Origin of the sequence: Pseudacidovorax sp. 1753 (assembly GCF_040544975.1) — a bacterium.
Classification (GTDB): Bacteria; Pseudomonadota; Gammaproteobacteria; order Burkholderiales; family Burkholderiaceae_C; genus Xenophilus.
Genome location: NZ_JBEPKY010000007.1, coordinates 122,989 through 146,991, shown reverse-complemented (window position 1 = coordinate 146,991; position 24,003 = coordinate 122,989). Strand labels below are relative to the sequence as shown.

Genomic DNA, 24,003 nt, shown 5'->3' with positions numbered 1-24,003 from the left:
CGCTGCGTAGAAAAGCTGATGAGCTTCAACTGAAGATGCCGTTCTTCAGCGCCTTCTCGGCGGCCGCCAGTTGCGATGCCGAGCGCCCGCTCTGGGTCGGGGACTCCGCGCCGATGCGGTAGACGACGCCGCCGCCAACGAACGCGAGCCAGTTGTACCAGCCAGTGTCATCGGCCAGCGCTGCAGGGATGCTTGAGTCGAGGCGCTGGCTGACCACGCCGTCGAAGTACATCACCAGCGTGCTGTTGGGCACGTATTCCAGGGTCAGCAGGTGCACTGTGTCGCGCGAGAGGGCGGCGCCCGGGCCGGTTGCAATACCGACCCCGCTGCTGGCCGGCAGGACGGAGCCGCGGGGGTTAGCGCCCCCGTTCCCCGTGTCAATCGCCACCTGGCACGCATTGGTGTTGCCGTTGACGGCCGCGCTGCGGCCGAAGAGGCGCGCGTAGTTCGCCACGACGCTCAAGCCCGACTGCTTGATCCAGGCCCACAGCGTCAAAGGCTGGTCCGCGTTCCACAGCTTGGCCGCCGAAGAGCGGATGGTGTCCACCTGCGAAACCAGCGAGTTGTCCGCCCACGACAGACCCATGCGCCCGGGCCGCTGGGTGACCGGGCTCACGCCTCCAGGGCGGACGATGGTCCAGTCGGCATTGCCGCTGACGAGGTCATGGAAGACGGAGCCAACCGCGAGGGCGCCATCGGCGTTCGGGTTGCAGTCGGCCCGCGTGAAGTCCAGGAGGAACTTCGTGCCGTCGTTCATGATGGGGTCGGCGTACCCCTTGGGCGGAAGGTCGGAGCCAATGAAGGCCACGCCGCAATTCATTTCGAGGGGCATATTAGACCCATCCTTTCGCAGTGATGAACGGGGCCAGCAGGTTCGCGCCGATGGCGGCGTAGGTGATCCCGTTGAGGTGGATGTTGTCGCCTACGGCCCGGCAGGAGGTCGGCACCGTGTCGTTTCCGATATCAATCAGGTCCTGCGCAGTGGGAGTGATTCCAAGGTAAGCCAGCGCGCGGTTGATGAGGTACGAGCGCACGTCCACAACGTTGTTCGGGTAGCGCCGCATGATGGCTCGGTTGATCGCCATGAGCTGCACGTACCGGGAGGCACCGGCATATTCGGCCGCGTAGTTGCCATTGATGACCGTCATGACGACAAAGCGCCGGTTCCCGGCCTCGATGAGCACCTTTGTCATCGCGTCGAGGTCGCTCATGATCTGGGTCGGCGACGTCCAATCGTTGTTGCGCCCTGGCCAGAGGATGTTGATGCGCCGCGTGTCTGCAAAGACGTTGGACAGCACAAGCATGGGCGACTGAGTCGGGCATGTCACCGGCAGTGCCTGGCCGGCGTCTGGCGTGAACGTGTAGCCCTCGACGGTAGACGGCGCGGCGTTCGCCGTGCGCGTGAGCGTCCCGGTCACGCCGCACAGGCTGACCGACATGCTGCGCGTCGTGTTGTCCGATGCCGTGGACAGCGGCTGGTCGCGGGCGCCGTTCGTGGACATGCCGGCCACAGCAGCGCCATTGAACTCGGTCACCGTGTTGGCGCCCGCAACGATCTGATTCCCCGAGAGCGTCGCCGTGACGACGTTGCCGCTCTGGCGCTGCGCGATCTGGTTGGAAGTCTGCCCGCCGATGCCACGGTTGAACCCAGGGATGCCCAGCGCGGTCGCGAGCGCGCCAATGATGGTGGACCCACCCCCGCCGGCGCCAGCCGTGAGGCTGTCACCGTAGGCTGCCGCCTCCTTCAGCAGGTAGTCGGCGGGCGTCGGCACGACGAGCCCGTGGACGTGGCCCTTGCCGTCCTCTCCGACCCAGATGGGCCAGCGACCATCGGTGCCCTTGATGCCACCCACGACCTTCACGCCGCCGATGTAGACGTTAAGGCCCCGTCCATCAATCCACCCGCCACCGACTGGCACAACACCCTCAGTCGTGCCGAGCGAGACCTTTAGGGTGCCTGCATTGATGGCGGCTGAAATGGCGTTGAGGCCGGAAGTAACGCCAGTCACCCCGCCCGTGGAAGCGATGGTGTATTTGCCGTCAGCAGCCGAGCGCGTAATGGTGATCCCGGAGCCTTGGACGAGGGGCAGCTTTGCGAGGAGAGTGCTGTCCTGCGCGATGCCGACGCCAATGCGCCCATTCGTGTCTTTGACCCACCCGGCCAGTTGCTGCCCGTACAAGTAGACGACTGAAGGGACTTGGTTGACAACCGCAATACTCGTCTTTCCATACAGACCGGTGGGCCCAATGCGCTCCCATGCACCCAGCGTCGTGGCAAATCCCTTGTACCGCCCGGCGTTGGGTACCGGAAGCGACGTGGAAGGATCAACGTGGGTGCCCGTGTCACTGTCTGGTACCTCAGCCCCCTCGCCGATGACGGTCGGCGTGAGTCCAGCCAGGAAAGTCCAAGTCCCTGGAGAACGGGACGCGGCCTGCGCATTGTTGGATGCCGCCGTAGCAACACCCGCCTGTGCTGCCGCCGCGGCTTCATGTTGCCCAGCGGATTCATCCGATGCTGCTGCTGCATCAGCGAAGCCCGCCGCATTGGAGGCAAATTGCTCCGCATCGCTCGCTTTTTGCCCTGCGTCGTTCGCCTTCTGAATCGCGATGCCAGCGGCCTGCGTGGCCGCTTCAGCATCATCATTGACCTGTTGGGCCTTCTGTGTGACATCCTGGGCCGCCTGAACGACGGTGTTCAGGTAGATCGCTGCGTCTGGCTTCCCGTCATAGGGCGGCAGTTCGGCGATGTCCTGCAGGTCGGCCGTGGGCTGATTCGGCACCACGGCGATGGTGCGCAGGCGCTTCCCGTTCGGCGCCGTGATGGTGACCGTGTAAAAGGACTCGCTGCTACCCAGTTGGTTGGGCCACAGGTCCAGGAAGGCCTCGCCGTCGATGTCCGTGGTGCCAACAACCAGGCGCGGAACCACATACCCATCGCCAACGTCGTAGCTCGAGAGCTGGGCCTGCACCTGCGCGCCGGCCACGGGTGCCCCGCCGGCCGAATCGAAGACCACGACACGAACTTGGCAGGTGGGGAGAGGCAGGCTCACGGCTGCTCCGTCAGACGAAGTTGGGGATCACGCGCGGCGGCACGCGGCCGTAGCCGCGGCGGGCCTGCTCACGCACGCGGGTGCACTCGGCCTCGAAGGCGGCGACCTCCACCAGGCCGCGGTTGGCGTCGCTGTACACCTTGCCCGGCTGCTGCATCAGGCGGCCGGCCGCGCCGCGGGCGATCAGCTCGCGGTGGCGGGCTTCGATGAAGTCCTCCACGCTCTGCGCGGCGTTGCCGGGCTTCAGGCTGGCAGTGATGACCAGCGAGCGCGTGCCGACCGGCACCGGAGCCACCACAATCTGCCGACCGTCGGGGCAGCGGATGTAGTCTCGTTCCGAGCACTCCTCATCGACGGGTGCCACGCGGATCGGCAGGCCGTCCAGCTTGGCGCGCTCGATGCGCACCAGCTCGGCGGCCATGGGCAGCTCCAGGTCGTAGAGGTCGATGTCGGCGATCAGCGTGACGGGATCGAGGTCGATGCGCCAGGCGCGCGACAGCTCGCAGAAGCGCTGCGTGGCGCGCTTCAGGGCGAGTTCGGCCACGGGCTCCGGGCAGTTCGGCACCAGGGGCAGCAGGTCGGGCAGGAACGCGCTGAAGGGCTTCATTTGCGCTTCGGCGCCGTGGCGGCATCGCTCTGGCTCTTCACGCCCAGGGCGGTCATGAAGGCGGACAGGTGCGTGGCGGACCGGGTCGCATCCTGGGTGTCGTCGCTGTCCGGCCCATAGGCGCGGTAGCAGATCCAGTCCACCAGCGGGCCCTCGTACACGTCGCTCAGGTCCACATCGGACGACAGCGTGGTGCAGTCCGTGGGCAGGGCGGCGTAGTTGATGCGCAGCTTGTTGCCGCCCATCGACGGCGGCCACACCTCGAACATGCGCGGGTTGTCCTCGTCCACCGTGTAGTGCTTCTGCACGGCCTGGCCGGACGCAGCGGGCCACGACACATCGATGGCGTTGAGTTCGTCCCGGCTCACCAGCGTCAAGACGCGGCCGCGGCTGCCATCGCTGCCGACGTTGTGCAGGGCGGACAGGAACTTCCAGCCGTTGGCGGGAATGGTCTGCTCCACCCCGGCCGCTAGCGCCAGGTCTGCACGGACCGACTTCGCGTCCGGGCGCACAGCGCAAATCTGCCGCTGGCCGCTGTTCAGCCAGCGCAGCAGCGTCGGATCGTCCCACCGCACCTTGTCGGGGTCGGTGAGCAGGATCCGCGCGCTGGCGATGATGTCCGAGGCCTGCATGTCGTGCTCAGGCGGGCTTGGTCAGCGCCTGGTAGAGCATCGTGCGCAGGTCGGCGACCTTCACGCTGTTGCCCTTGGGCAGTTCGACGCCGGCCTCGGCCGCGAAAGCGCGGACCTGGGCGGCGGTCATGGCGCCGATGTCGATGCTCTGCTCGCCGTTCGTGACGACCATGCCGGTGGTGGGCGTGTCGGCACCGTCGTCTCCGCCCACAGCAGCAGGTGGGACGGGGGTGCTGGCCGCGCGCGCCGCAGCCTCCTCGGCAGCCTCCTCGGCCTTCGCAATAGCGCTGACTTCGGCACGCATGGCGTCCACCTGGTCTTGCAGCAAGCTCTCGCGGTCCTCGTCGTCGTTGAGGTTCCATTCCTCAGCATCGAGGCCGGCGCGGGCCTGGGCCAGCGCTACCAACTCGCCGATCGTGACGGTCTTGCCGTAGCCGAGTTCGATGACGGCCGGGAGGTAGTCGCTGCCCTTCAGCGGCTCGGGGCCGTCGTCGTCGTCCGTCTCGGTGGTCGCCTGCGGCGCAGAAGCGATGGGGGTGGCCAGGGGCGCCGGCGCGGGGGCGCTGGAGACGGCGGGCGCCGTGGCCGCGTCGTATTCGCGGTAGGCCTCGGGGATGGACAGCAGGCGCGCGATGGCGCGGCCGTCCGCCACGTCCGCCACGCAGTGGCCGGCCGGGTTCGGGGTGAAGAGGTAGTTCTTGCCGAAGAGTTCGACCGGCGTCGGCTCCTTGCGGCGGTAAGCGTGGATCTGCATCTTGCGCTCCTGGTGATTGGCTGGGTGATGGACAAAGAAAAGGGGCGCTACTCCGCAGCAGCGCCCCATGCACACACTCCGGGGCCCGCGGTGGTTAGCTACGCAGGTGGAGGACGAAGGTGATGGTCTTGCCCGCGCCGGCATAGGTGGCCGCAGCGGTGGTGACCTTGAGGGCGATGCGCCGCGACGCGGCCACGCTGGCCTGGGATGCAGCGGCATTGCCGCAGCGCACCACGTTGCCGCTGGCCCCGCGGCCCGGCGTCAGCCCGGCCTCGTAGACAGTGGCCAGGTCGGTGAGGCCGGCGTTCTCTTCGCCGATGGACACGGCCAGCGTAGGGGCGCCGTTGCTGTCCAGCTGGGGGGCGATTACGTCGTAGTCCACCAGGCTGACGTACTGGGGCAGATCCACCAGCTCGATGAGGTCGCCCACGGCCAGCGCGGCGGGCAGCACGACGGTGACGGGCATCTCCGACACGCCGCCGTCATTGGGCAGCGGGCCGTTCTTCTTGCCGGTCAGCAGTTCGGAGAGGATTCGGGACATTTCGGACTCCTTGAATGGGATGAGCGATGCGCTGATGAGGCCCTGCCGCAGCAGGGCCCGTGGTCATCAGGCGTTCGGGTCGGCGCAGTAGGTGTCCATGGCCACGACACCGAAGTCGCGCTGCGTCTGGCCGTCCTTGGACTTGTAGGTCGCCTTCTTCACGCCCAGGATCGCGTGAGTGCCGATGGCGATGCTGTTGCCGTGGTCCTTGCTCTCTTCCGTCCACTGGTAGCGCGTACCGGATTCGTTGTCGCCGTAGGCCACGAATGCCGCTTGCGAGCCCAGGAACAGCGCGCGAGCGGCCGGCAGATTCGCACCGGCGCCGTAGTCGCCGAAGCGGATGACGTTCCGGTGCGTGTGCAGGATCACGTCGTTGTACATGCCCTTGTTGCCCTGGAAGATCGGGTTCTTGGCGCCCTCGGCGGCAGCGGCGGCCTTCTGGATGTCGAGCCAGCCACCGGGGTTCACGTCCTGCTTCATGGCGTCGAACTGCCACGTGTGCATCAGGGCCACGTAGTGATCGCCACCCTCGATGCTGATGGGGATCATCGACAGCTCGTCGGTGCCATCACCACCCATCGTCTCGGCCTTGGCCACCGCCTTGTCGATGAGCCGCAGCTTCATGGTGTCCGCCGAGGTCAGCGATGCCTTGGACGTGGCCGAGCCGCCATACATCTGGTGCATGGAGTCGGGATCCGTCAACGGGTTGACGGTGAAGAACGGGTTGTTCGCGCTCCAGACGAAGCCGCCGCCGGTGCCACGGGAGCCGGACAGGTAGATGAAGTACAGCTCGTCCATCAAGCGCTTCCACCAGTCGGTGTGGGCCCGCTTGGCGTCCGACCGCAGGTTGCGCAGGGTGCGCTTCTTGGTCATGCGCGAGCCCAGGTCCGCGCCACCACGCACCTGGTCGATGCGCAGGCGGTCGGTGAAGTACTTCAGGGGCTGTTCTTTGCCGTCGAGCGTCTGGTCGCCGATGAGCGGCTCCATGTTCATCGGCATCAGCAGGTCAACGAGCACCTCGTCGCCCGCGCCGGATTCGAGGTCATCGATCCGTTGGATCGGCAGGCGGGCGTCCTTGCCCTCGCCGACGAATTTCTTCGCCCAGTAGGAAGCCTTGTTGATGGCCACGGCCATCAGCGAGCTCCACTTCTTGACTGCTTGGGGGTCGTTGACCCCGATCAGGGTGCGCACGATCGTGCTCCTTCGCCTCACGGCATGGAGCACGTCTTGCGCTCAGAACCGGGTTGCCCCCGGCGGCCTTGTTCCCGCTCCCAACGCATACGCGCGCGTCGGCGGATTCAGTGGCGTGAAGCCTATATCACAAAGTCGCAGAATCAAGGGGGGTCGCAGGCTCCGCCGCCTCGTCGTTGGCGGCCTGGCGCGGCTTGTCGATGCCCACCGCCTCCGGCACCTCGAACTGCAGGCGCGCGGCGCGACCGCTCTTCTCGCGCAAGCAGACCTTGATGCGTCCTCCGTCGAACGAAACGCACTCGCCGACCCGAAGGTCGCGAATGAGGGTGGTGGTGGGCTTCGAGGTCACTGGCCGAGGTACTCCTCTTGCTCCGACGGGCTGAGGCGCGCCAGCGCGCGTTCCAACTCGGCGGGGTTGGTGATGTTCTCCAGGTGGGCGAACTTGTTGCCCGCGATCGAGGGGTCCACCGCCGCGGGCGTGGCTGCAAGCGTGGTGGGCAGCGCCGAGCGGTTCACCGGCGGGCGCGGACCCGCCGCGGCCGGCGTGGCAGCGGGAGCAGCGGCCGGGGCCTGTGCCGCCGCCTTCCCATGACGGCGCATCAGCAGCTCGTGCGCCTCCTTCAGCGCCTGGCGCGAGTTCGCGAGGTTGCCGGGCTGGTCGAAGATGTTGCGGGCCGCCAGTTCGTTGGAGAACATGACGACGGCGCCGTCGAACTCCTTCTGCAGGTCGCCCTTGGTGTAGTCGAGGCCCACGGTCTTGCCCGCCTTCACCGTCTCCGCGAGGTCCACCTGGTACTGGCCGACCATCTGCTGCCGCGCGAACTCGTCGGCGGCGCGATCCTGGGCCTCGGCCAGCAGCAGCGAGTCGAGCTTGGCTCGCACCTCGGCGCGCACCGCGGCGTGCTCGGCGGGCGTGATCTCGCCCTCCATGAGCTTCGCCATCGAATCGTCTTCCTGCGCGGTGAGCGCCTTGCGCTGGTCGGCGATGTCGGTGGGCGCGTGGCGCGCGGGCGGCGGCGGGGCCGCGGGCGGCTCGGCTTCAGGTGCCGGATCGATCGGGGGCGCAGCAGCGGGCGTGGCGGCCGCGGGAGCCGGGCTGGCCGCAGCAGGTGCAGGCGATGCGGCAGCTGCTGCTGCAGCAGCGGCGGCGGCCTCGTCCTCGGGGTCCGTCTGGGCCTCCTCGCCGGCGGGAGCAGCAGCGGGGCCGGGGGCGGGCGCAGTCGCGACCTTGCCGAACGCCTCGGCGACAGCGCCCTCCTCGTCGTCTTCTGCGGCCGCCAGCAGCGCGGCGCGCTCGTTGGCGCTCAGGCCGCGCAGGTCGTCTTCGCTCAGTTCGATGGTCATGGTGTCATGCCTTGTGGGGATGGTGGGGTGGTCAAGCAGCAGCGCGGCGGCGCGCCTTGCGCTCGGCCTTCGCCGCCTTCTTGGCATCGACGGCGGCGTTCCAGCGCGCGATCTCGGCGTCGGGGTGCGGGGGCACACGCTGCACTGGGTTGGCACGGCGGCGCGTCGTGTGCGCACCGCGCGTGATGCCCTCGCGCGGCTCCACGGGCGTGGCCACGGCGAGCGCGGTCATGCTCAGGCCTGCGGCCACGCACAGGGCGAGGCTGTGGCGACTCTTCTGCATGGTCAGGGCACCTGCACCCAGTCTTCGGCGAGCATGTCCGTCTGGCTCGCGAGCCACGGCACGCGCGCGCCCGGCGTGGTGCGCACGTCGATGGTGGGGTAGCTCAGGTAGAGGTAGGGCAGCGTCATCTTGCTGCCGGCGTCCGGGAGCTGCAGATCCAGCCACATGCCCTTGCCATTCCAACCCACACGGCTGACGCGGAATCCGTCCTTGAGCAGGTCCAGGGCCACGCCAAAGCTGAAGGTCTTGGGCGACAGGTCGGGCAGCGGGCTGGTGCCCGTGACCACCGTGCCGTCGGCGTAGGTCTTCGTTTCCACAGCGGCCGCCCGCCGCTCTGCCGCCTCGGTCTTTGCGGCCTGGCCCTTCTGGTAGGGCATCCAGGTGCAGAAGGGGCGCAGATCGTTGCTCAGCTCGCTTTCATCGTGCACCAGTTCCACCGACGTGCGGCTGTGGGGTGCGCCGTTGGCGTCGAACACGGTCAGGTTCACCATCGTGGCCGAGTGCACGCAGGCGATGATGGCGGCCAGCGGTGCGCCCTTGAATGGCGGCTGAAAGCCAGACTCGCCGCTGCGCGGATCCGGGTAATACCAGACGACGCGCCCGACGGTGGGCGGGATGATGGTCTTGGTGGGGTCGGTCATGGCGTCTTGCCTTTCACTGGGGTGGGAGGTTGTCGGTGCCCGTGGGCGTCTCGATGCCGCCGCGGGCGCCTGCGAGGCCCGTGGCCGGGCCCGGGTCGGGAGGAAGCGGATCAGCCGGCGCGTTCATCGGGCTGCCTGGCACCGGCGTCATGGGATCGGTGTTGGTCGGTGGCGTGGCGCCCGGCGTGGCCGGCGTCTGGGGGATGCCGCCCGGCTGCTGGTCATCAAAGCCAGCACTCTTGGCGATCTCGTCGGCTGCGCCCGTCACGCCCGGCGTGGTAGCGGCGACCTGAGCGGCCTGCAGCGCGGTGTAGAGCGTCTCGACGCGCTTCATGGCGTCGTCCACGCTCAGCTTCTTCATCTGTGCGCGCAGCAGCTCGATGTTGGTGTTGACCTGCTCCAACTGGGCCTTGGCCGTGTCCGTGGCCAGCTGCTCGACCTCGGCCTGCTTCGCCTGGGCCGCCTGCTCAGCCTGCTGCTCCTCGGGCGTGGGAGGCTTGCTGGGGTCGCGCTGGCCGTTGAGCTTGCGGATGCGGGCGACCCACTCGTCCTTGTCCTTGATCTCGGCCGACTCCACCACGAGGTCCAGCACCGCCAGCACCACCTGGGGCGCGAACGTCGCGATCTGGCCCAGCAGCTGGAACATCTGCTCCATCGCGGCCTGGGCCAGGCTCGCGCGGTAGTCCTGCGTGTCCACGATGAAGTCCGCTTCCCGGGCGGTCACGTCGTTCAGGATCTGACCAGTGGCCGGGTCGAACTTGTTCACCTCAAGCCATTCGATGGGCTTTCGCTCGCCCACGATGCGCACGGCCTTTTCCTCGGTCCAGAACTGCTCGATGTGCGACAGCCGCAGCTTGCCGGCCTGCAGGATTGCCAGCAGCAGGTTGTCGAATAGCTCACCCGTCGTGAGCGCGCCTTGGTCCTGCTTGGCGAGGATGGCCTTGCCGCTGTTGGCGTTGGTGTCGTGGCCCAGGTTCTCGCCGGTGACACCGCCGATCTCGCGGATCATCTGCGTGTTCTGCGCGGCCAGCTCGAGGTTTCCCTGGTAGTCGCCGAGCGGCTTCTCGAACTTCAGTTCCTTGTTGGGCTTCTTCGTCAGCCACATGTCCGGCCGCGCCGCTTCAGCCCGCGCCTCGTCCACGTCATCCACGGCGCCCTCTTCCGCGATCACCCGGTTGGACGACAGCGCGAACAGCGCCTTGGAGCGGCGCTTGTTGATGTCGTCCTGGATGTCCCGCATGCCGCGCATAGCGCCGTAGGCCACGCCATCACGAGCGCGCCGGTATGCAAAGATGGGCGTGAGCAGGAATCGGCCGTGCCGGAAGGGGCTGGCCATGTCGCGCAGCGGGGAGTACTTGGTTGCCAGCATCACCCGCATCTGCATCTTCACGGCCTCATAGAGCGGCATGCGCTCGTTCACGGCCTGCAGGTGCCGCGGGTCCATCATGTTGACCATGCGGCCCTGGAACGGCCCGCCTGCGAAGACCTTCACGCGCTGCGGGACGCGGTACCAGCATTCGAGCATGCGCACGCTGCGACGGCGCGCGTAGTCGTAGTAGCCGTTGCGGCCCATGTACGCCGCCCGGTCGCCGAAGCTGGCCAGGCTGTGGATGCTGCCCCACTCCGTCTCGGACGCGCCGGTGAGTCGCTGGCCCATGTACCAGATGTCGTCGCACTCGGCGTCCTCGTCCATACGGCTCGCCACCGCTCGCAGGTGCTCCTCACAGCCGGGCAGCAGGGCCTCGGCATAGTCGAGGTCGATCACCTTGGCCCGAAAGAGGTACCGGGCGTCGACATTCATGTCGAGGTTGCGGCTGTGGCTGTCGCGGTAGACGTTGCGCCAGTCCTCCCAGCCGCTGTAGATGATCTCCTTCTCGGGGTCGGGATTCAGGCCCTCCTCCAGCCAGGACAGGCCAGCCGTGACAGCCTGCTTGAACGCTCGGCTGCGATGCCACTGGGTCAGGTTCACGTCGTCCAGGTACTTCACCAGCTTGCTCTTCAGCTCGGCGCCGGCTTCATCGCCCGGCTCGCGCGGCAGGATCTTGTAGTCCTTGCGCATGCGCTTCTCGGTGCCCGACAGCCAGTCGATAGCCTGCCGGGACTGGTTGAACACGAGGGGGGCCTGCCCGCGCCGGATCAGCTCCTGGGCATCCTCTGGGCGCCATTGCAGGTGGTCGTAGTAGTCCTCGTCCACCTGCATCTGCATCCGCTCTTCGGCCTGCCGCTCCGCTTCATAGTCCAGCAGGTCCATGAGGGTCGAGTGGCGATGCTTCGCCTGCTCGTCGCGGCTCGCGTCCTTCAACTCGGGACCCTTCAGGTTCTGCGTCACGCCGTCGAGCGCGGCGGGCATGCCATGTTCTTGGTCGGGCTGCTCCTCGCGGGGCGCGGCGGGCTTGTCTCGGGCTTCGAACATCACATCACCTCGGTGTGGAGCGTCTTGCCGCCGGCCTTGACGGAGACCTCAATGCCCATGCGGTGCCGCTGCACCTCCAGGTCGCTCGGCTGCTCGGTGGGCATGAGGATGAGGTCCGGCAGCCCCTCCACCACCAGATCCATCATGCGGTGCTGGGCGGCCTTGTCGTTGCGGTCGAAGCCCAGCGTCTCGCAGGCGTCGCACACGGCCCGGAAGAAGTGCGGCGTGGGCTTGCCCTCGCGCGCACCGTAGAGGTAGGCGTAGCGCTGCGGGATCACGTGGGCGCCGATGTCCATGCGGCGGAAGGCGCTGTGCAGCACCATGCAGGGGATCGGGCCCTCTTCGGGGAATTCGGGGTCCTGGGCCTGCAGGTCCAGCCACTGCAGGCTGCACACGATGTCGCCTTTGGTGAAGGTGCGCCAGGCTCGCTCGCCGCCCAGTTCAACGAGGGGGGTGCCGCGAGGGCCGAGTAGGGACAGTTCTTTCACACGACTCTCCATGAGCCTTGTCGGCCCGATTTGGACCGCTCGCGCGGCTTCACGCGGGCCAAGGACAGGCCCGTCTTTACGAGGTAGCGGGTCGCGTCCATCAAGTGGTCGCGCTCCTTGACGATCTTTCCCTTGTCGTCGCGGCGATAGATGCGGTACTCGTCCACCCAGTTGCGGCAGGACTTGAAGACCTTCAGGCGGCCGGTGGACATGCGCTCCCACACGTCGTACAGGCCGCTCTCCACGCCGTTGTCGGCCAGGCTCAGGAGGAGGCCCAGGTCGATGTAGCTCTGCAGCAGCTGCTCGCCATCGCTTTGACTGCGGCCACGGCTGGCTGGGTCGATGGCGCCAGGGATCCACGCGCCGCGGGCCTTGACTGCCGCCGCGTGCACGCTGGGCTCGGCCTGGCCGCGGTAGTGCTCGGCATAGAGGTAGAGCACATCTGACTCGCGGTCCAGCGCTCCCCAGATGCCCGCAGTCCTGTTCCAGCCCACATCGAGGCCGTACGCCCGCGGCCAGTGATCGGGCAGCAGGAAGTCGTCCACCACGATGTCGCCTTCGGGCACCGGGTAGATGGCGCCGCTGCCCAGCGCGGGGATGCCTTTCGTGCGGGCCTCGCGCTGGTGCGGGGCCAGCTTCGCCAGCAACTTGGCCTTGGCCTCGGCGGACAGGTGGGGCACGTCCTCCCAGCCGCACTGCACGATGAGGCGGTCGCGGGCCGCCATGCGCTTCAGGCCGTCCGGGTCGTCCTCGTCGGTGTAGGCGTTGGCGGGCTTCGTCAGCTCCTGCACCAGCGGCGTCAGGCCATTCAGCGGCGTGAAGGTGAGGATGGCTAGGCCGTTGCGCGTCATCAGGCGCACCAGCGCCTCTTCGTACACGTCCTGCGGGCATTCCTCGTCCGCCCAGAAGCCGTCCAGCTCGAAGCCCTGGAAGATCTCCCGACCCTGCTCGTAGCTGCGCAGCCAAAGCTCGCTCTCGCCACCGCTGGCGTGGCGGACCACGATCTTCTCCACCGCGCCCTTGACGTGCGGCCGAGGGACGACGCCGAGGATGGCCTCGCCAGGGATCAGGCCCGTGCCGTAGGACTCGGGGCGGTCCGTCGTGGCGCCCAGCATCTTCAGCTGGATGATGTCCCGCGTCGTCTCGTGCGTATCGCCGCTGGCCAACCAGCGATTGGGCTTGTCGAAGCGGTGGCCGTCCCACCACCACGGGTACTGGCCCGTCAGGTGGTAGGCGATCTCGGTGCCGGCCGCCATGGTCTTGCCTACGCGGTTGCCGGCCATGAAGATGCGCTCGCTGGCGCGGGCGATGGCAGTCTTCTCGCCGGGCGGCGTGCCGACTGCAGCCGGCGCGAGGGAGCGGAAGAACTCCATGTGCCGCGGGTACAGCTCGCGCCGCAGCGGGCCCGTGTCCGGGAACATGGTCTGGAGCATCCGCTGCTTGCGCCGGCGCTCCAGCTCGGCCAGCAGGCCGGACAGCTCGATGCGCTGGTCATGCGTCAGCGTGGAGAGGTCAAGCATTGCCGCCTCCCGTGCCCGATGCCGGCATGATCGACGGCAGCACCACGCCGAGCGCGGCCAGGCGGGCCAGCAGTTCCTCGTCGGGCACGGCCTTGTGGTTCACCGTGCTCTCCACCTCGAGCTTGTCGCCGTAGACGCGCGGGCGCAGCTTGGCGGCGACCCACTTCCGAGCGTCGACCCGCAGGCGATTTCGGGCCACGGCCGTCTTGTCGAAAACCGCCACCTGCACGCCAGGCACCGGCTCCTTGATCTCGACGGTCTCCTCGTCGCTGATGGCCACGATCTCGTCCACCAGCACATCGGCCCGGTCTTCCCGTGCGCGCGCGTACATCTCACTGCGAGCGGGGTCGCTGTGGACGAACTTCAGCATCGTCGTGTAGTTGATGCCGCGGGCGCCGCACCAAGCGGCCATGTGCCCACCCTTGGCGATGTACGCCATGAACTCGTCCAGCGCGCCGGGCAGCTCAGACTTGAACTGCTCCCAGGGCGTCAGGGGCTCAGGCTGCGGAATGACCATCAGCGCCGTACCGGGCTGTGGTGCTGATGGGGAGGGAGAGGGAGACGCCGCGCGCCACTTCGAGGCTGCTGGGGTGCCTTGGGGCTGCGGCTTGGGTGCGGGGGTCTTCTTGGCTGCCGTCTTCTTCGGGGTGACCTTGCCCTTCGGCTTCGTCGCCTTTGGCTCGTTTCCCGCGTGGGACGGTTTGCGCTGTGCCAATGAAAGAACCCCGGGGACCTGCCCCGGGGTGAAACGCGCGGTGGCGCGGAGGGAGACAACTGCGAGTCGTCGGAGGGGATTCAACCTGCCGGGAGGCAGGGATTCAAGGGGGGTCGGGATCTGGTGCCGCCACCATGGATTCGAACCTGGGGCCCTTCCCTTACAGGGGGAACGCTCTGACCGGACTGAGCTATGGCGGCAATGAGGCGATGGCGGCCAGGTCCTCCCGACCCTGCGCGCGGGGCGCTTGACCATCCCGTCTGACGGCGGAATGGGCAGGAACGCCCAACTCCCTTCTGCGGCCGCCGTCAGGCGTGATGGCCCCCAAAGGGGCGCCCTGCACTGGCTCAGGGCGGAAGGGATCGAGCATCCCTCGCCGTTCGGCTCCCGATGACCTGCGCCGTGCAGTCTGGATCACCCCGGCTGGGCCGGGCCGCGCATGGGTCGCGGGACGGATGATGGTTGCCGGTTGCCGCCCGGCGCCTCGGCGAAAGCCGGAACACCACATGGGTCCGGCCCCCTCGGCGGCTTCCCCTCTTACGAAGGGGCACCACGGTTTTATGTCTGGTTGCGGCGGTGGGCTTCGATCCCACGACGCGAGGGGTATGAACCCTCTGCTCTACCAGGCTGAGCTACGCCGCGGCAGTGACTTTGCCGACTGGAGATTCCGGGTGCAAGGGGGGTCGAGGTTCACTCGCCACCTGGGCGAGCCGGTCGTCGTAGATCCCCGGAATCACCCACCATCGCTGCCACACAGGATGGCTCGAGGAGAAGCCCTCGTTTCCGAAGATCATGAGGCCACCCTTCTTGATGCCGATGACGCTAGCGTCGCCCAGCTCCGGCAGCAGCAGGCGCGTTCGGTCCTCGGGATCCTGCAGCTGGGCAATGCGCTTCGGGAAATACTTCTTGGGGCACTGCCCCAGGTAGAGCCAGCCCTCCACCGGCTGCTGCGCGCGCACCAGCTCCTTGGGGAGCTTTTCCCCGGCGTGGTGGAGGCGGTAGACGACGCATAACACTGTTTAAATATACAGCCTTCTTCAATTCCCTGCCAGGTGATCGAGCGCCCAGCGAGCCGCCCGCCTGTCGCTCTCGCTGCGCTGCGGATCCTCGGCAATGGCCTGCCACGCGATGCGCTGCCGGGCGTGGGCCACCTTGAAGGCCTCCGCCTTCTCCTCGAAGGTGGCGCTGTAGCTGCTGTCCAGCCACGTGTGGCAGCGGGCGCAGGCCCACACGCTGTATTCGTCGTCAGCCTTGCGCGCCCCCGCCTTCCCGGCCTCGTGCAGGTTGGCATGGGCGGACACCGTCGTCTTCGGGTCGCCGTTGCACACGCCGGGCCGGCGGATGAGGCAGGGCGCGTCCTCGGCCAGGTCCAGCAGCGCGCGGTTGCGGTGCGCCACCGTCTTCGGCAGGGCCAGCACCGGCTCGTTGGCGGGCTTCCAGTAGACCGGCGGGCGCGTGAGGGGCTTCACCACGGGCGGGATGCGCTCGGGGCGCGCCTCGCCCTTCGGCTGGTCCTGGCGCTTCCATGCGGTGCGCGGGATGGGGGCACTGCGCTTCATTCCTCAAACCTCCCCAGGATCGACTCCATCATCTCGTCGGCGCGGCCGTCCTTCAGGTGCGGCCACAGGTAGCGGGCAGCGTGGGGCCCGCGCAGGAACTGCATCACCTGGTCGTGGAAGTCGTGGAACTCGGCCTGGTCGGCCGCCGCGTAGCTGATCGAGCGCGGGATCGGCACAACCCCGCCCTTCGGGCCAGCGGCCCAGGTCACCCAGCCCGCGCCGACCTTGATCCAGTAGATGAACTGGTCGAACACCTCGAAGCGCTCCTGCGCCTCAAACAGCGCCTGCTCGATGGCGAAGTGCCGGCGGTGGAACTTGCCGCTGCGCGGCAGGTGCGTGGCCACCGACAGCATCTCGCCGGGCTCCAGCTTCAGGATGTGGTTCCACAGGCGGCGCCACTGCCGGCGGCCGCGCTCGCCCAGGCCGTCGACCATGCCGAAGATCGCCCGGCGCGCCGCGGCCTTGTCGTCCTCTGACAGGGCGCCCTGCTCCTGCCGCACCAGCATGATCTCGGGCATGGTCAGTCTCCCAGGCCCTTCAGGATGGCCTGCAGCTGGCGCAGCTTGGCGCCGTCTTTGCCGGCGTCCTTGACCCGCTCCTCCACCTCCAGGGCGAGCGAGTCGCACTCGTCGGCGGCGCGGCGCAACAGCGCGCCCAGGTTGGCCAGGCGGCTCAGGGTGTCGTCGCTGCTCGGCGCGGCCGCGGGCTGGATGGGATGCACTGTGGCCACGGGCGCGGAATCATTGGCCGCGACCTGGCGCACGGCCACGCGCTGGTAGTGACCGGGCTTCGGCTCCTTGATCGCGCCCCGATCCTTCAGCGTGGCAAGGCAGCCGTCCACCACGTCGCGGCCGGCGCCGCAGCCGGTACGGTGCAGCTCGGCTACGATCTGCGCCTTGCTCCACACCTCCTGCAGAGGAACCGCGTCGAGGACCTTGACGGCCATGGTGTTGAGCCCGCTCTCGATGCGGGCCATCTTGTTGGCGTTCATGAATGCTCCAGGGTTGTCGATGCCTGCCATGCGCAGGCCCTCGCAGATGCCGCGGCCGTAGGTGGCGCGGCGCGCTTGCTCGTTGGGGCTCAGGGCCATGGGCTACAGCTGGGCCGCCTCGCTGACGTGGATCTCCACAGCCCACTCGCCCTTCCCGCCCTGCCGCTGGCCGTATTCCCAGGTGATGGACGGGTCGGCGTCGTCGCGGCGCAGCCACTCGGCCACGGCGTCCACGGGCGCCTTGAGGGAGCCGCGGAGGTTGTCGTGGGCATCCAGCGGTTGCCAGCGGCCAGTAGCGCTGGGCGGCGAGACGCGCACCATCAGCACCCGCACGGGCCCGGCGGGCGGCCGCGTCGGCGCCAAGCGCCAGAGCACGGCCTCGCGCTCCTTCTTCACGCGGCGGGCCCGGGTGAAGTGGTGCTCTCGCGCGTTCTGGCCATTGGTGGTGCGCAGGGGCACGCTGGCGTGGATCGTCGTCACAGCCACTCTCCCTCCCCGCCGCGGTTGCCCTTGGCGATCTGGTCGTTCAAGTCCGCGCGCAGCTGCTCGCGTCGGCCGTTGACCGCCGGCGAGTCGAGGTAGTTCTGCACCCACTCCCGGCCGCGGGCCCTATCCCGGTTGGCTGCGATGAGCATGCGCACCTCGCAACGGTGGCGCTCGAGCATCGGCTCTGTCATGCAGCCACCTTGGCGAGGCGGTCCTGGAAGTCGCTCCAGTTCACGGAGCCACGGTTCAGGCGCAGGTGCAGCTCGCACGCGCCATCGATCAGGGCCTTGCGGGGCATCGCCTCGATCAGCCGGTCGCAGGCTTCGAGCCCCGCACGGATCGACGCGCGGCGCGCGGGCGTGATGGCCTCCACGCCGGCCTGCTCTTCGAGCGAGTTGCAGGCGCCCCGGATGATGCGGATCTCGGGCAGCTCCGGGTCCACCTGCTCCGTGATAGCGGCCTCCAGCACCACCCACAGGATGCGGCCTGCGGCGTCAACGAAGTGGTTGCCGTCATCGCCGGTGATCGCGTGGATCTGCGCGCGCACGGCGGTGGCATGCCACTGCTTCTCCATGAGGGCCCGCTCGATGAGGGACATGCGCACCACGCGCTGGCGGCGGCCGCTCACGTTGCACCTCGGGCTTCAGAGGCGCCGTCGACCGCGCTCCAGGCAGGCTGCCTGCGCCGTGCGGTGATGTGCAGCACGCGCGGCGCCTTCGCCGTGACGATGATCATGGCGTCGGACTCGCCCACCGGCATCACGCCCTCGCGCAGCGCGAGCAGCATCTCCTCCTCGGACAGGCCGGTCTCCTCCACGTCCGGGCGTCGGATGCGAACGCCGGTCATGCGAGCACCGGGGCCGGCGTGGGGGCCGGATCGTTCGCAGCACCCAGCAGCGCGAAGTGCTCGGCGCAGATGTCCAGGCGGGCGCGCTGCTTGTCGCGCTCGACGCGCAGGGCAACGGGGTGGATGGGCGCGCCGAGTCGCGCCTTGCGGTCCAGGTCCGCCAGGACCTGCATGCGGCGTTGCGCGTCGCATGCCATGCCGATGATGTTGCTGATGGTGGACATGCTCACTCCTCGGTGGTGGCTGCCGCGCGGGCGGCGGCGGTTTGGGCGTGCAGGTTGCGCAGGCTGGCCAGCGCCTCCCGCTCCTTGGCGCATGGCGCGCGCACGGCCGCGTTGTGCTGCACGCGCATGGCGGGCTTCGGTGGCGGCTCCCCCCAGCCCGCGGCGAACTCGCGGCGCAGCGTGTAGATCCAGCGGGTGCGGTGGCGCAGGTAGTCGCCGCCGCGCACCTCCGGAGACATCGCGCAGGCGGCGCGCCAGATGGCCGGGTGCGACCACGCGCCCACATGTCCCGCGTCGCGTTGGCGCAGGCAGTCGGCGGCCTCATGCCAGGCCCACTCGGGATTGAGGCCCGGGCGGCACAGGTGCAGGAACTCGCCAAGGGTGGGGGCGAAAACGCGCTCGCGGCATGCCGCGATGCCGCGGGCGATCTCATCGGGATGCAGGCCCGCCATACCGGCGGCCCACTCTTCCTGCACCGCCTCCGGGTTCTGGTCGGCGTAGAGGTCGGCCACCTTGGCGCCGAGCTGGCCGCCCAGGCGCTCGAAAACTCGGGCAACCCAGCGGCGCGGCGCCGGCGCGGGCTCAGCCGACGAAGCGGGATTCGGCATCGACAGTGCGGTCATCGTGCTCTCCGGTGTTGGTGAGGCCGGCCATCGTTGCGGCGCGGCGCTCGTGGATCGAAGGGGAGGCGTAGGGGCTCGAATTCGCGGCAGGGGCGCGGCCTGCGGCCGGCGGGGTCCAGTCGCTGCGGTAGTGCTGGTCGGGGCCGAAGAAGGTCGCAGCGTGCTTCACGAAGCGTGGTTCGGTGCGGCACGCCTGGCAGTAGGCGGCGTAGCGCCTCACGCCCTCCAGCAGTTCGGCAACCGCCGCGCCATCGGCGAGCCGCGCCTTCCACGCCCGGAAGGCCTCGGCCTTCGAGTGACCGGTGCGGCTCGGGTATTCCCGCCAAGCCTGTTCAAAGTCGTGGCTGTAGCCGCTTCGAGCACGGAGAGAGCTATCCACGTCAGTGGATAGATCTCTCTCTGGACTATGGGGAGCTTCCGTGCCGGGTTTGACCTGGGTTTCAACGAAGAAACCCAGCGGGTTATCTGGTGGGTTTTGCGGAGTAACTGGCTGGGGCTGCTTAGGCGGCCGACCGCCCTTCTTTCCGTTCAACCTGGCGGCTTCGATGGCGGGTGCCGCCGCGGCTATCTCCTCGGTTGCACGCTCGTTGTGGCGGAGGCCGTCGGCCGCCACTGGGAAGAACCGATCGGCCACGATGCGAACGGCCTCCTGCTCAGGCCTCGTCATGGCCCGGCAGATGCGGTAGAGCTCGTCCAGGTCCGCGGGCAACGGCGCCTCGGTTAGGTAGATCTCGTCCAGCAGCAGGGAATAGGCTCCGTGCTGGGCCAGCGTGAGGCGGGAGGTCTTCTTGGCGTAGTCGCCCGGGTAGCGCTTGTAGAAGTTCAAGCAGCCTCCTGCTTTTGCCGCATGGCCTTCGTCACGCGGAACTCGAAGAGGCCGGCGTGCTCCGGGTGCGCCAGCGCGAACAGGCGCGCGAGGTACGGCGTGTGCCAGTCGTTCAGCTTCCAGGGCCCGCCGCGCTCGGCCAGCGCCGAGTTGTGCCGCAGCACCTCGATGATGGTTCGCGCGCTGTAGTGATCGAAGCCCTTGGCGATGACGCGGAAGGCCTCGCACTCGAAGGCCTCGAACACGTGGCGGTTCTCGGGTAGGTAGGCCATGAAGCGCGCGGTGAACTCGTCGGGGTGCCGGTGGGCCAGCACCACGGGATCCACGCGGCCGAAGGTGGGAGCGTTGGCTGCGGTCATGCGGCCTCCAATTCGGTCAGGGGCTCGCCCTGTTCGCAAAGGCCATAGGACGAACTGCAGCCCCCGCCTTCGTTCTCCTCCTCGTCGAGGAGGTTGAACTGACGCCCGCCGCGGGTGGTCTTGGACCACTCGATGCGGGCCCAGATGTTGAGGTCGGCGAAGATCTGCCGCCGGTCCTTAGCGCTGTGCGCATCCGCCATGAAAGTGGCGAAGCCGCGCTTGCTGCACTGGCCGACCAGCCACTCCCAATGCGCAATGCGCGAGGGATGCTCGGGGAAGCGTGCAGCGATGGCCCGAAGTTCGGCCTTATTGCAGTTGATGCAGGGCATGCAGCCAACGCGGCTCATGCGTTGCAGGTAGAGCGGGTTCGGCCGCAGGCCGCGCTCCCGGGCCAGCGCAAACACATCGGCCGCTGTCGCGTCAACGATGGGGCGGGCGATCCACATGCCGGGCCCGACGCGCTCCCACTTTTTTGCGTTGGCCCGGTTCTGCGACTCGTCGCGCCGGATGCCTTGCCAGGAAATGACGCGGTGACCGGCTTCCAGGAGCTCCAGCTGGTAGCCCACGGCCATATTGCGCTTCAGTTCCTCGGTGCAGAACTGAGCCTTCCGGCTGGGGAAGCGACCCTTCCACATGCAGAGGTCGAGGAAGGGATTGCCGCTGGGGTACATCACGGCCAGCGCGCGGCGCTTCGCGCGGTTGCTCCACCGAATGCGGCGGGTGGTGACCTTGCGCGTCTTCGGCACCACCATGGTCTCCACGGTGCCGTCCTTGCGCATCACCTGCTTGGTGATGATGGCGCCGTCGCCGGGCCGGCGCGCGGGCAGCGGCTGACCGGCGACATCCAGGCACACGACGCGCTCCACCTCGCGCGCGGTGCGCACGTCGCGTGCGATGAACATGCGCTTCGCCAGCAGCTGCTCGCTGAAGTCGGCCTTGAGCCGGATGATCTGGATGCCCAGCGCACGCTCCAAGTAGTCGAGGTAGGCGTAGGTTTCCTCGTGCTCGTTGCCGGTGTCGCAGAAGATCGCCACGACGTTGGCGTGGCCGCAGCGCTCCAGCGCGATCAGCAGAGTGGCGAGGCTGTCTTTGCCACCCGAGACGCTGACGACGTGGATGACCTTCATGCGACCGCCCTTTCCATCGACAAGTCCCGGTAGTTCGCCGCCACGATGGCGCGGGCCAGTCGCGGGCACACGCTGTTGCCGCACATGCGCACCTGGGCCGTCTTCGTCAGCGGCTCCCCGGCTGCGCCCTGCTCGATGCGGTAGCTGTCAGGGAAGCCCTGGGCCCGATACAGCTCGCGCGGCGTGAGCATGCGCAAACCGATGTCCACGATGGCGTACTGCTCGCCGCGGACTGTCACCAGCGCGAATCGATCTTTCGTCGTGACGGTGTGCAGCGGCTCCGACAGCTGCGGGTCTTGGTCGGTGCCGTAGTACTTCAGCAGGAAGGCGCGCACCTCCGCGAAGTGCTGGCCCTGAGCGCTGATGGTGTGCAGCGGCTCGTTCGCGGCTTGGGCTGTGCTGGTGCCGCGCAGCTTCACCAGCTGGCTCGTCACCACGCCGGCGGGCATGCCGTTGGCCGTGACGGTGTTCAGCGGCTCGCGCACGTCGCGGATTCCGTGGCTGAAGCGCTTCTTCCCGTCCTTGCCTTCGCCGTGACCCATGTGCACGAGGTGCGCCGCCACCAGGCTGTGGTGGTCGACGCTCGTGACGGTGCCGATCGGCTCCGCCGCTTCGCTGCCCACCACGCCCGTGTAGTGCTTCGCCAGGAAGGCGGCGACGAGCGCATGCTTCTGACCGGCCACGGCCGTGCCGAGTGGCTTCTCCAGGCCGGGCACGCGGGGCGCCTGGCCGGGGCGCTCACCGTAGCCGGTCTGCACCAGCGTCGGGATGACCAGCGCGTGATTGCCACCGCCAGCATGGATCGTGCGCACCGGCTCATCTACACCGTGGGAGCGGTCACCAGCATCCGGACGGCCAGCATGTGCGCCATGCGCGAGCCCGACGATGAACGGCTCCGCCGCATCCACCACGTAGCGCATGACGCCCTTGGCGACGCGGCGCAGCGTGGCGTCCGCCAGCGGCCGCTTCCGCTCGAAGATCGACGGGCACGGGATGCTCCAGTCGATGCACTCGGCTGCCGTGCGCCAGGGCTGCAGCTTCTTGGCCTTCACCGGCAAGGTGCCAGGTTTCCCGTGCGTCGGCTCCGGCCACACGATCGGCTGCCCATCGCATCGCGCGACCAGAAACAGGCGCTTCCGGATGGTGGGCGTGCCGTAGTCGCTCGCGCGCAGCTCGCGCCACTCCACCACATAGCCGAATGAGCGCAGCGCAGCGAGCCACTCGTTGAAAGTCTCGCCCTTTCGCAACGGGCACGGCCTGTCGTCGTCGCCGAGTGGACCCCAGGTTTGAAACTCCTCGACGTTCTCCAAGCAGATGACGCGAGGCTTCTTGCCTGCGTCAAACTCAGCGAGCCGGCGCACCCACTCGACCACCACCCAGGCCAAGCCGCGGATCTTCTTGGACACAGGCTTGCCGCCCTTGGCTTTGCTGAAATGCTTGCAGTCGGGTGAAGCCCACAGCAGACCCACCGCCTGTCCGGCGGTCACCTGCAGAGGGTCGACCTCGAACACGTCGCAGATGAAGTGCTGGGTCTGCGGGTGGTTCGCCGTGTGCAGCGACACCGCCTCCGGGTCATGGTTGACGGCGATGTCCACCGGCCGGCCGATGGCCTGCTCAATGCCCGTGCTGGCACCGCCGCCACCGGCGAACAGGTCCACCACCAGCTCGGACGCGATGGGCAGAAGAAATTGAGGGGTCAGCATGCCACCCCCCCAGCTCCGCGCTGCAGGTCGTTAAAGCGGTTGATGAACAGCATGCGTGCCACCTTCGGCGACTGCGGCGCGATCTTGAGCGGCAGCGGCGCGACGCCCTCGGTGAAGGACCACGCATGGCCTTCTGCGTCCATCAGATCTCGCTGCTCAGTGCGCAGGAGGCGCACATCCGCCTCCTTCACGCACGCTGGCAGCTTGGGTGGCAGACCGAAGCGGGCAAACACGGCTGCCTCGATGCGCTGCTCCACTGCCTTGTAGTCCGGCAGCAGCATCTTCAGGGGCTTCGACACGTCCCCGATGAATGCCTCGGCTGCGTCATGCAGTAGACCCGCCAGGGCGTGCTCGCGCGGCACGATCACCGACACCATGACCGAGTGCTGGGCGACGCTGTAGAACTCGCTGCAGTGGCCGGTGAAGCGGCAGATGTGCGCCAGCGCGTGGGCGATGTCGCCGATGTCAAAGTCGCACGCGGCAGGGTCTTCGAGGTCGAAGTAACGGCCACTGGCCAGCATGATCGTGGGCCCCTTGAGGTGCTTGACGGTCATCGCTTCACCTCCACGCGCGTCGCGCGCGTCACCAGGAAGCGCAGCGACAGGCAGTACTCCCCCGCGGCCATCTCGCCATCGGAGTTGATGTTGCGCACCACGACCTCGGGGTTGTGCTCGCCGCTGATCTTGCGCAACTCCACGATCTGGCCGCTGGGCAGCAGCCACCAGTCGTAAAGATGCAGCGGTGGCCGAGCGTGCGGGATCTCCGACGGCGGCGGCTGGTCGACGTAGATGGTCTTGAGGGGCATCACGATGCAACCCCTTCGGCCGTCGGCTCGGTGTCTGCCAAGGCGCAGACCATGGCGATCTGGCGATCGCGGACCATCTGCACATGCTTCTTTCCAAAGCAATCGACGGTCACCAGGGTTTCGAGGTACTCGCTCTCGGAGGAGAAGCCGAGGTCCAGCGCGCGGCGGCGGACGGCCTCTTTGACTTCATCGCTGACGCGGGCCTCGACTTTGCAGGTCTTCTTCCCGCCGAGGATCGCCCGCGCGAACACGGGCACGTTGGGGTCGTTGGTCAT

At 68.1% G+C, this 24,003-nt stretch carries 32 protein-coding genes and 2 tRNA genes; all 34 read right to left on the bottom strand.

Features of this window, described 5'->3' with window-relative positions; all coding sequences use genetic code 11:
• Positions 1–25: 25 nt before the first annotated feature.
• Entirely contained in the window at positions 26–832 is an 807-nt protein-coding gene (locus ABIC63_RS10615) for a hypothetical protein (RefSeq protein ID WP_354319718.1), read from the bottom strand.
• A gap of 1 nt (position 833) precedes the next feature.
• Positions 834–3,050, bottom strand: a complete 2,217-nt coding sequence (locus ABIC63_RS10610; protein WP_354319717.1) for a hypothetical protein — start codon at positions 3,048–3,050, stop codon at positions 834–836.
• Between the two features lie 10 nt (positions 3,051–3,060).
• A complete protein-coding gene (locus tag ABIC63_RS10605; RefSeq protein WP_354319716.1) occupies positions 3,061–3,657 on the bottom strand; it encodes a hypothetical protein in 597 nt (198 codons plus the stop codon).
• Positions 3,654–4,289 carry a phage adaptor protein gene (locus ABIC63_RS10600; protein WP_354319715.1) on the bottom strand — a complete coding sequence of 212 codons (636 nt, stop codon included), beginning with the start codon at positions 4,287–4,289 and terminating at the stop codon, positions 3,654–3,656. The genes ABIC63_RS10605 and ABIC63_RS10600 overlap by 4 nt, the downstream gene beginning before the upstream one ends.
• 7 nt (positions 4,290–4,296) lie before the next feature.
• Complete coding sequence (locus tag ABIC63_RS10595; protein ID WP_354319714.1) at positions 4,297–5,043, bottom strand: hypothetical protein; 747 nt, start codon at positions 5,041–5,043, stop codon at positions 4,297–4,299.
• A 94-nt stretch (positions 5,044–5,137) separates the two neighbouring features.
• Positions 5,138–5,584: a hypothetical protein gene (locus ABIC63_RS10590; protein ID WP_354319713.1), complete on the bottom strand. Its 447-nt coding sequence runs from the start codon at positions 5,582–5,584 to the stop codon at positions 5,138–5,140.
• Between the two features lie 66 nt (positions 5,585–5,650).
• A complete protein-coding gene (locus ABIC63_RS10585) occupies positions 5,651–6,775 on the bottom strand; it encodes a N4-gp56 family major capsid protein (RefSeq protein WP_354319712.1) in 1,125 nt (374 codons plus the stop codon).
• 127 nt (positions 6,776–6,902) lie between these two features.
• Positions 6,903–7,124, bottom strand: coding sequence for a hypothetical protein (locus tag ABIC63_RS10580; protein ID WP_354319711.1), 222 nt, complete (start codon positions 7,122–7,124; stop codon positions 6,903–6,905).
• Entirely contained in the window at positions 7,121–8,119 is a 999-nt protein-coding gene (locus ABIC63_RS10575; RefSeq protein ID WP_354319710.1) for a hypothetical protein, read from the bottom strand. Before ABIC63_RS10575 ends, ABIC63_RS10580 begins: the two co-directional genes overlap by 4 nt.
• A gap of 31 nt (positions 8,120–8,150) precedes the next feature.
• A complete protein-coding gene (locus tag ABIC63_RS10570; protein ID WP_354319709.1) occupies positions 8,151–8,402 on the bottom strand; it encodes a hypothetical protein in 252 nt (83 codons plus the stop codon).
• A gap of 2 nt (positions 8,403–8,404) precedes the next feature.
• Positions 8,405–9,043, bottom strand: a complete 639-nt coding sequence (locus ABIC63_RS10565; RefSeq protein ID WP_354319708.1) for a DUF2829 domain-containing protein — start codon at positions 9,041–9,043, stop codon at positions 8,405–8,407.
• Positions 9,044–9,056: 13 nt separating this feature from the next.
• Complete coding sequence (locus tag ABIC63_RS10560; RefSeq protein ID WP_354319707.1) at positions 9,057–11,456, bottom strand: portal protein; 2,400 nt, start codon at positions 11,454–11,456, stop codon at positions 9,057–9,059.
• Positions 11,456–11,944, bottom strand: coding sequence for a hypothetical protein (locus ABIC63_RS10555; protein WP_354319706.1), 489 nt, complete (start codon positions 11,942–11,944; stop codon positions 11,456–11,458). The genes ABIC63_RS10560 and ABIC63_RS10555 overlap by 1 nt, the downstream gene beginning before the upstream one ends.
• Positions 11,941–13,464 (bottom strand): terminase large subunit domain-containing protein, encoded by a 1,524-nt coding sequence (locus ABIC63_RS10550; RefSeq protein ID WP_354319705.1) that lies wholly within the window; start codon positions 13,462–13,464, stop codon positions 11,941–11,943. The genes ABIC63_RS10555 and ABIC63_RS10550 overlap by 4 nt, the downstream gene beginning before the upstream one ends.
• Positions 13,457–13,981 carry a terminase small subunit-like protein gene (locus ABIC63_RS10545; RefSeq protein ID WP_354319704.1) on the bottom strand — a complete coding sequence of 175 codons (525 nt, stop codon included), beginning with the start codon at positions 13,979–13,981 and terminating at the stop codon, positions 13,457–13,459. The genes ABIC63_RS10550 and ABIC63_RS10545 overlap by 8 nt, the downstream gene beginning before the upstream one ends.
• A 319-nt stretch (positions 13,982–14,300) precedes the next feature.
• Positions 14,301–14,379, bottom strand: a tRNA-Thr gene (locus ABIC63_RS10540).
• Positions 14,380–14,744: 365 nt separating this feature from the next.
• Positions 14,745–14,821, bottom strand: a tRNA-Met gene (locus tag ABIC63_RS10535).
• Positions 14,812–15,138: a hypothetical protein gene (locus tag ABIC63_RS10530; RefSeq protein WP_354319703.1), complete on the bottom strand. Its 327-nt coding sequence runs from the start codon at positions 15,136–15,138 to the stop codon at positions 14,812–14,814. The genes ABIC63_RS10535 and ABIC63_RS10530 overlap by 10 nt, the downstream gene beginning before the upstream one ends.
• 78 nt (positions 15,139–15,216) lie before the next feature.
• A complete protein-coding gene (locus tag ABIC63_RS10525; protein WP_354319702.1) occupies positions 15,217–15,738 on the bottom strand; it encodes a nuclease domain-containing protein in 522 nt (173 codons plus the stop codon).
• Entirely contained in the window at positions 15,735–16,256 is a 522-nt protein-coding gene (locus ABIC63_RS10520; protein ID WP_354319701.1) for a DUF1367 family protein, read from the bottom strand. Before ABIC63_RS10520 ends, ABIC63_RS10525 begins: the two co-directional genes overlap by 4 nt.
• 2 nt (positions 16,257–16,258) lie before the next feature.
• Positions 16,259–16,828, bottom strand: coding sequence for a hypothetical protein (locus tag ABIC63_RS10515; RefSeq protein ID WP_354319700.1), 570 nt, complete (start codon positions 16,826–16,828; stop codon positions 16,259–16,261).
• 3 nt (positions 16,829–16,831) lie between these two features.
• Positions 16,832–17,209, bottom strand: a complete 378-nt coding sequence (locus tag ABIC63_RS10510) for a hypothetical protein (protein WP_354319699.1) — start codon at positions 17,207–17,209, stop codon at positions 16,832–16,834.
• Complete coding sequence (locus tag ABIC63_RS10505) at positions 17,206–17,406, bottom strand: hypothetical protein (protein WP_354319698.1); 201 nt, start codon at positions 17,404–17,406, stop codon at positions 17,206–17,208. The genes ABIC63_RS10510 and ABIC63_RS10505 overlap by 4 nt, the downstream gene beginning before the upstream one ends.
• Positions 17,403–17,843 carry a hypothetical protein gene (locus ABIC63_RS10500; RefSeq protein WP_354319697.1) on the bottom strand — a complete coding sequence of 147 codons (441 nt, stop codon included), beginning with the start codon at positions 17,841–17,843 and terminating at the stop codon, positions 17,403–17,405. Before ABIC63_RS10500 ends, ABIC63_RS10505 begins: the two co-directional genes overlap by 4 nt.
• Positions 17,840–18,061 (bottom strand): hypothetical protein, encoded by a 222-nt coding sequence (locus ABIC63_RS10495; protein ID WP_354319696.1) that lies wholly within the window; start codon positions 18,059–18,061, stop codon positions 17,840–17,842. The genes ABIC63_RS10500 and ABIC63_RS10495 overlap by 4 nt, the downstream gene beginning before the upstream one ends.
• Positions 18,058–18,285: a hypothetical protein gene (locus ABIC63_RS10490; RefSeq protein ID WP_354319695.1), complete on the bottom strand. Its 228-nt coding sequence runs from the start codon at positions 18,283–18,285 to the stop codon at positions 18,058–18,060. Before ABIC63_RS10490 ends, ABIC63_RS10495 begins: the two co-directional genes overlap by 4 nt.
• A gap of 2 nt (positions 18,286–18,287) precedes the next feature.
• Complete coding sequence (locus ABIC63_RS10485) at positions 18,288–18,908, bottom strand: hypothetical protein (protein WP_354319694.1); 621 nt, start codon at positions 18,906–18,908, stop codon at positions 18,288–18,290.
• Positions 18,868–19,734, bottom strand: coding sequence for a YdaU family protein (locus ABIC63_RS10480; protein ID WP_354319693.1), 867 nt, complete (start codon positions 19,732–19,734; stop codon positions 18,868–18,870). The genes ABIC63_RS10485 and ABIC63_RS10480 overlap by 41 nt, the downstream gene beginning before the upstream one ends.
• A complete protein-coding gene (locus ABIC63_RS10475; RefSeq protein WP_354319692.1) occupies positions 19,731–20,093 on the bottom strand; it encodes a hypothetical protein in 363 nt (120 codons plus the stop codon). The genes ABIC63_RS10480 and ABIC63_RS10475 overlap by 4 nt, the downstream gene beginning before the upstream one ends.
• Complete coding sequence (locus ABIC63_RS10470; protein WP_354319691.1) at positions 20,090–21,220, bottom strand: phosphoadenosine phosphosulfate reductase domain-containing protein; 1,131 nt, start codon at positions 21,218–21,220, stop codon at positions 20,090–20,092. Before ABIC63_RS10470 ends, ABIC63_RS10475 begins: the two co-directional genes overlap by 4 nt.
• Positions 21,217–22,923, bottom strand: a complete 1,707-nt coding sequence (locus ABIC63_RS10465) for a DNA cytosine methyltransferase (RefSeq protein ID WP_354319690.1) — start codon at positions 22,921–22,923, stop codon at positions 21,217–21,219. Before ABIC63_RS10465 ends, ABIC63_RS10470 begins: the two co-directional genes overlap by 4 nt.
• Positions 22,917–23,477: a metal-dependent phosphohydrolase gene (locus ABIC63_RS10460; protein ID WP_354319689.1), complete on the bottom strand. Its 561-nt coding sequence runs from the start codon at positions 23,475–23,477 to the stop codon at positions 22,917–22,919. Before ABIC63_RS10460 ends, ABIC63_RS10465 begins: the two co-directional genes overlap by 7 nt.
• The gene (locus ABIC63_RS10455) at positions 23,474–23,728 is read right to left on the bottom strand and encodes a hypothetical protein (protein ID WP_354319688.1); all 255 of its coding nucleotides are present in this window, start codon (positions 23,726–23,728) and stop codon (positions 23,474–23,476) included. Before ABIC63_RS10455 ends, ABIC63_RS10460 begins: the two co-directional genes overlap by 4 nt.
• Entirely contained in the window at positions 23,728–24,003 is a 276-nt protein-coding gene (locus ABIC63_RS10450; protein WP_354319687.1) for a hypothetical protein, read from the bottom strand. The genes ABIC63_RS10455 and ABIC63_RS10450 overlap by 1 nt, the downstream gene beginning before the upstream one ends.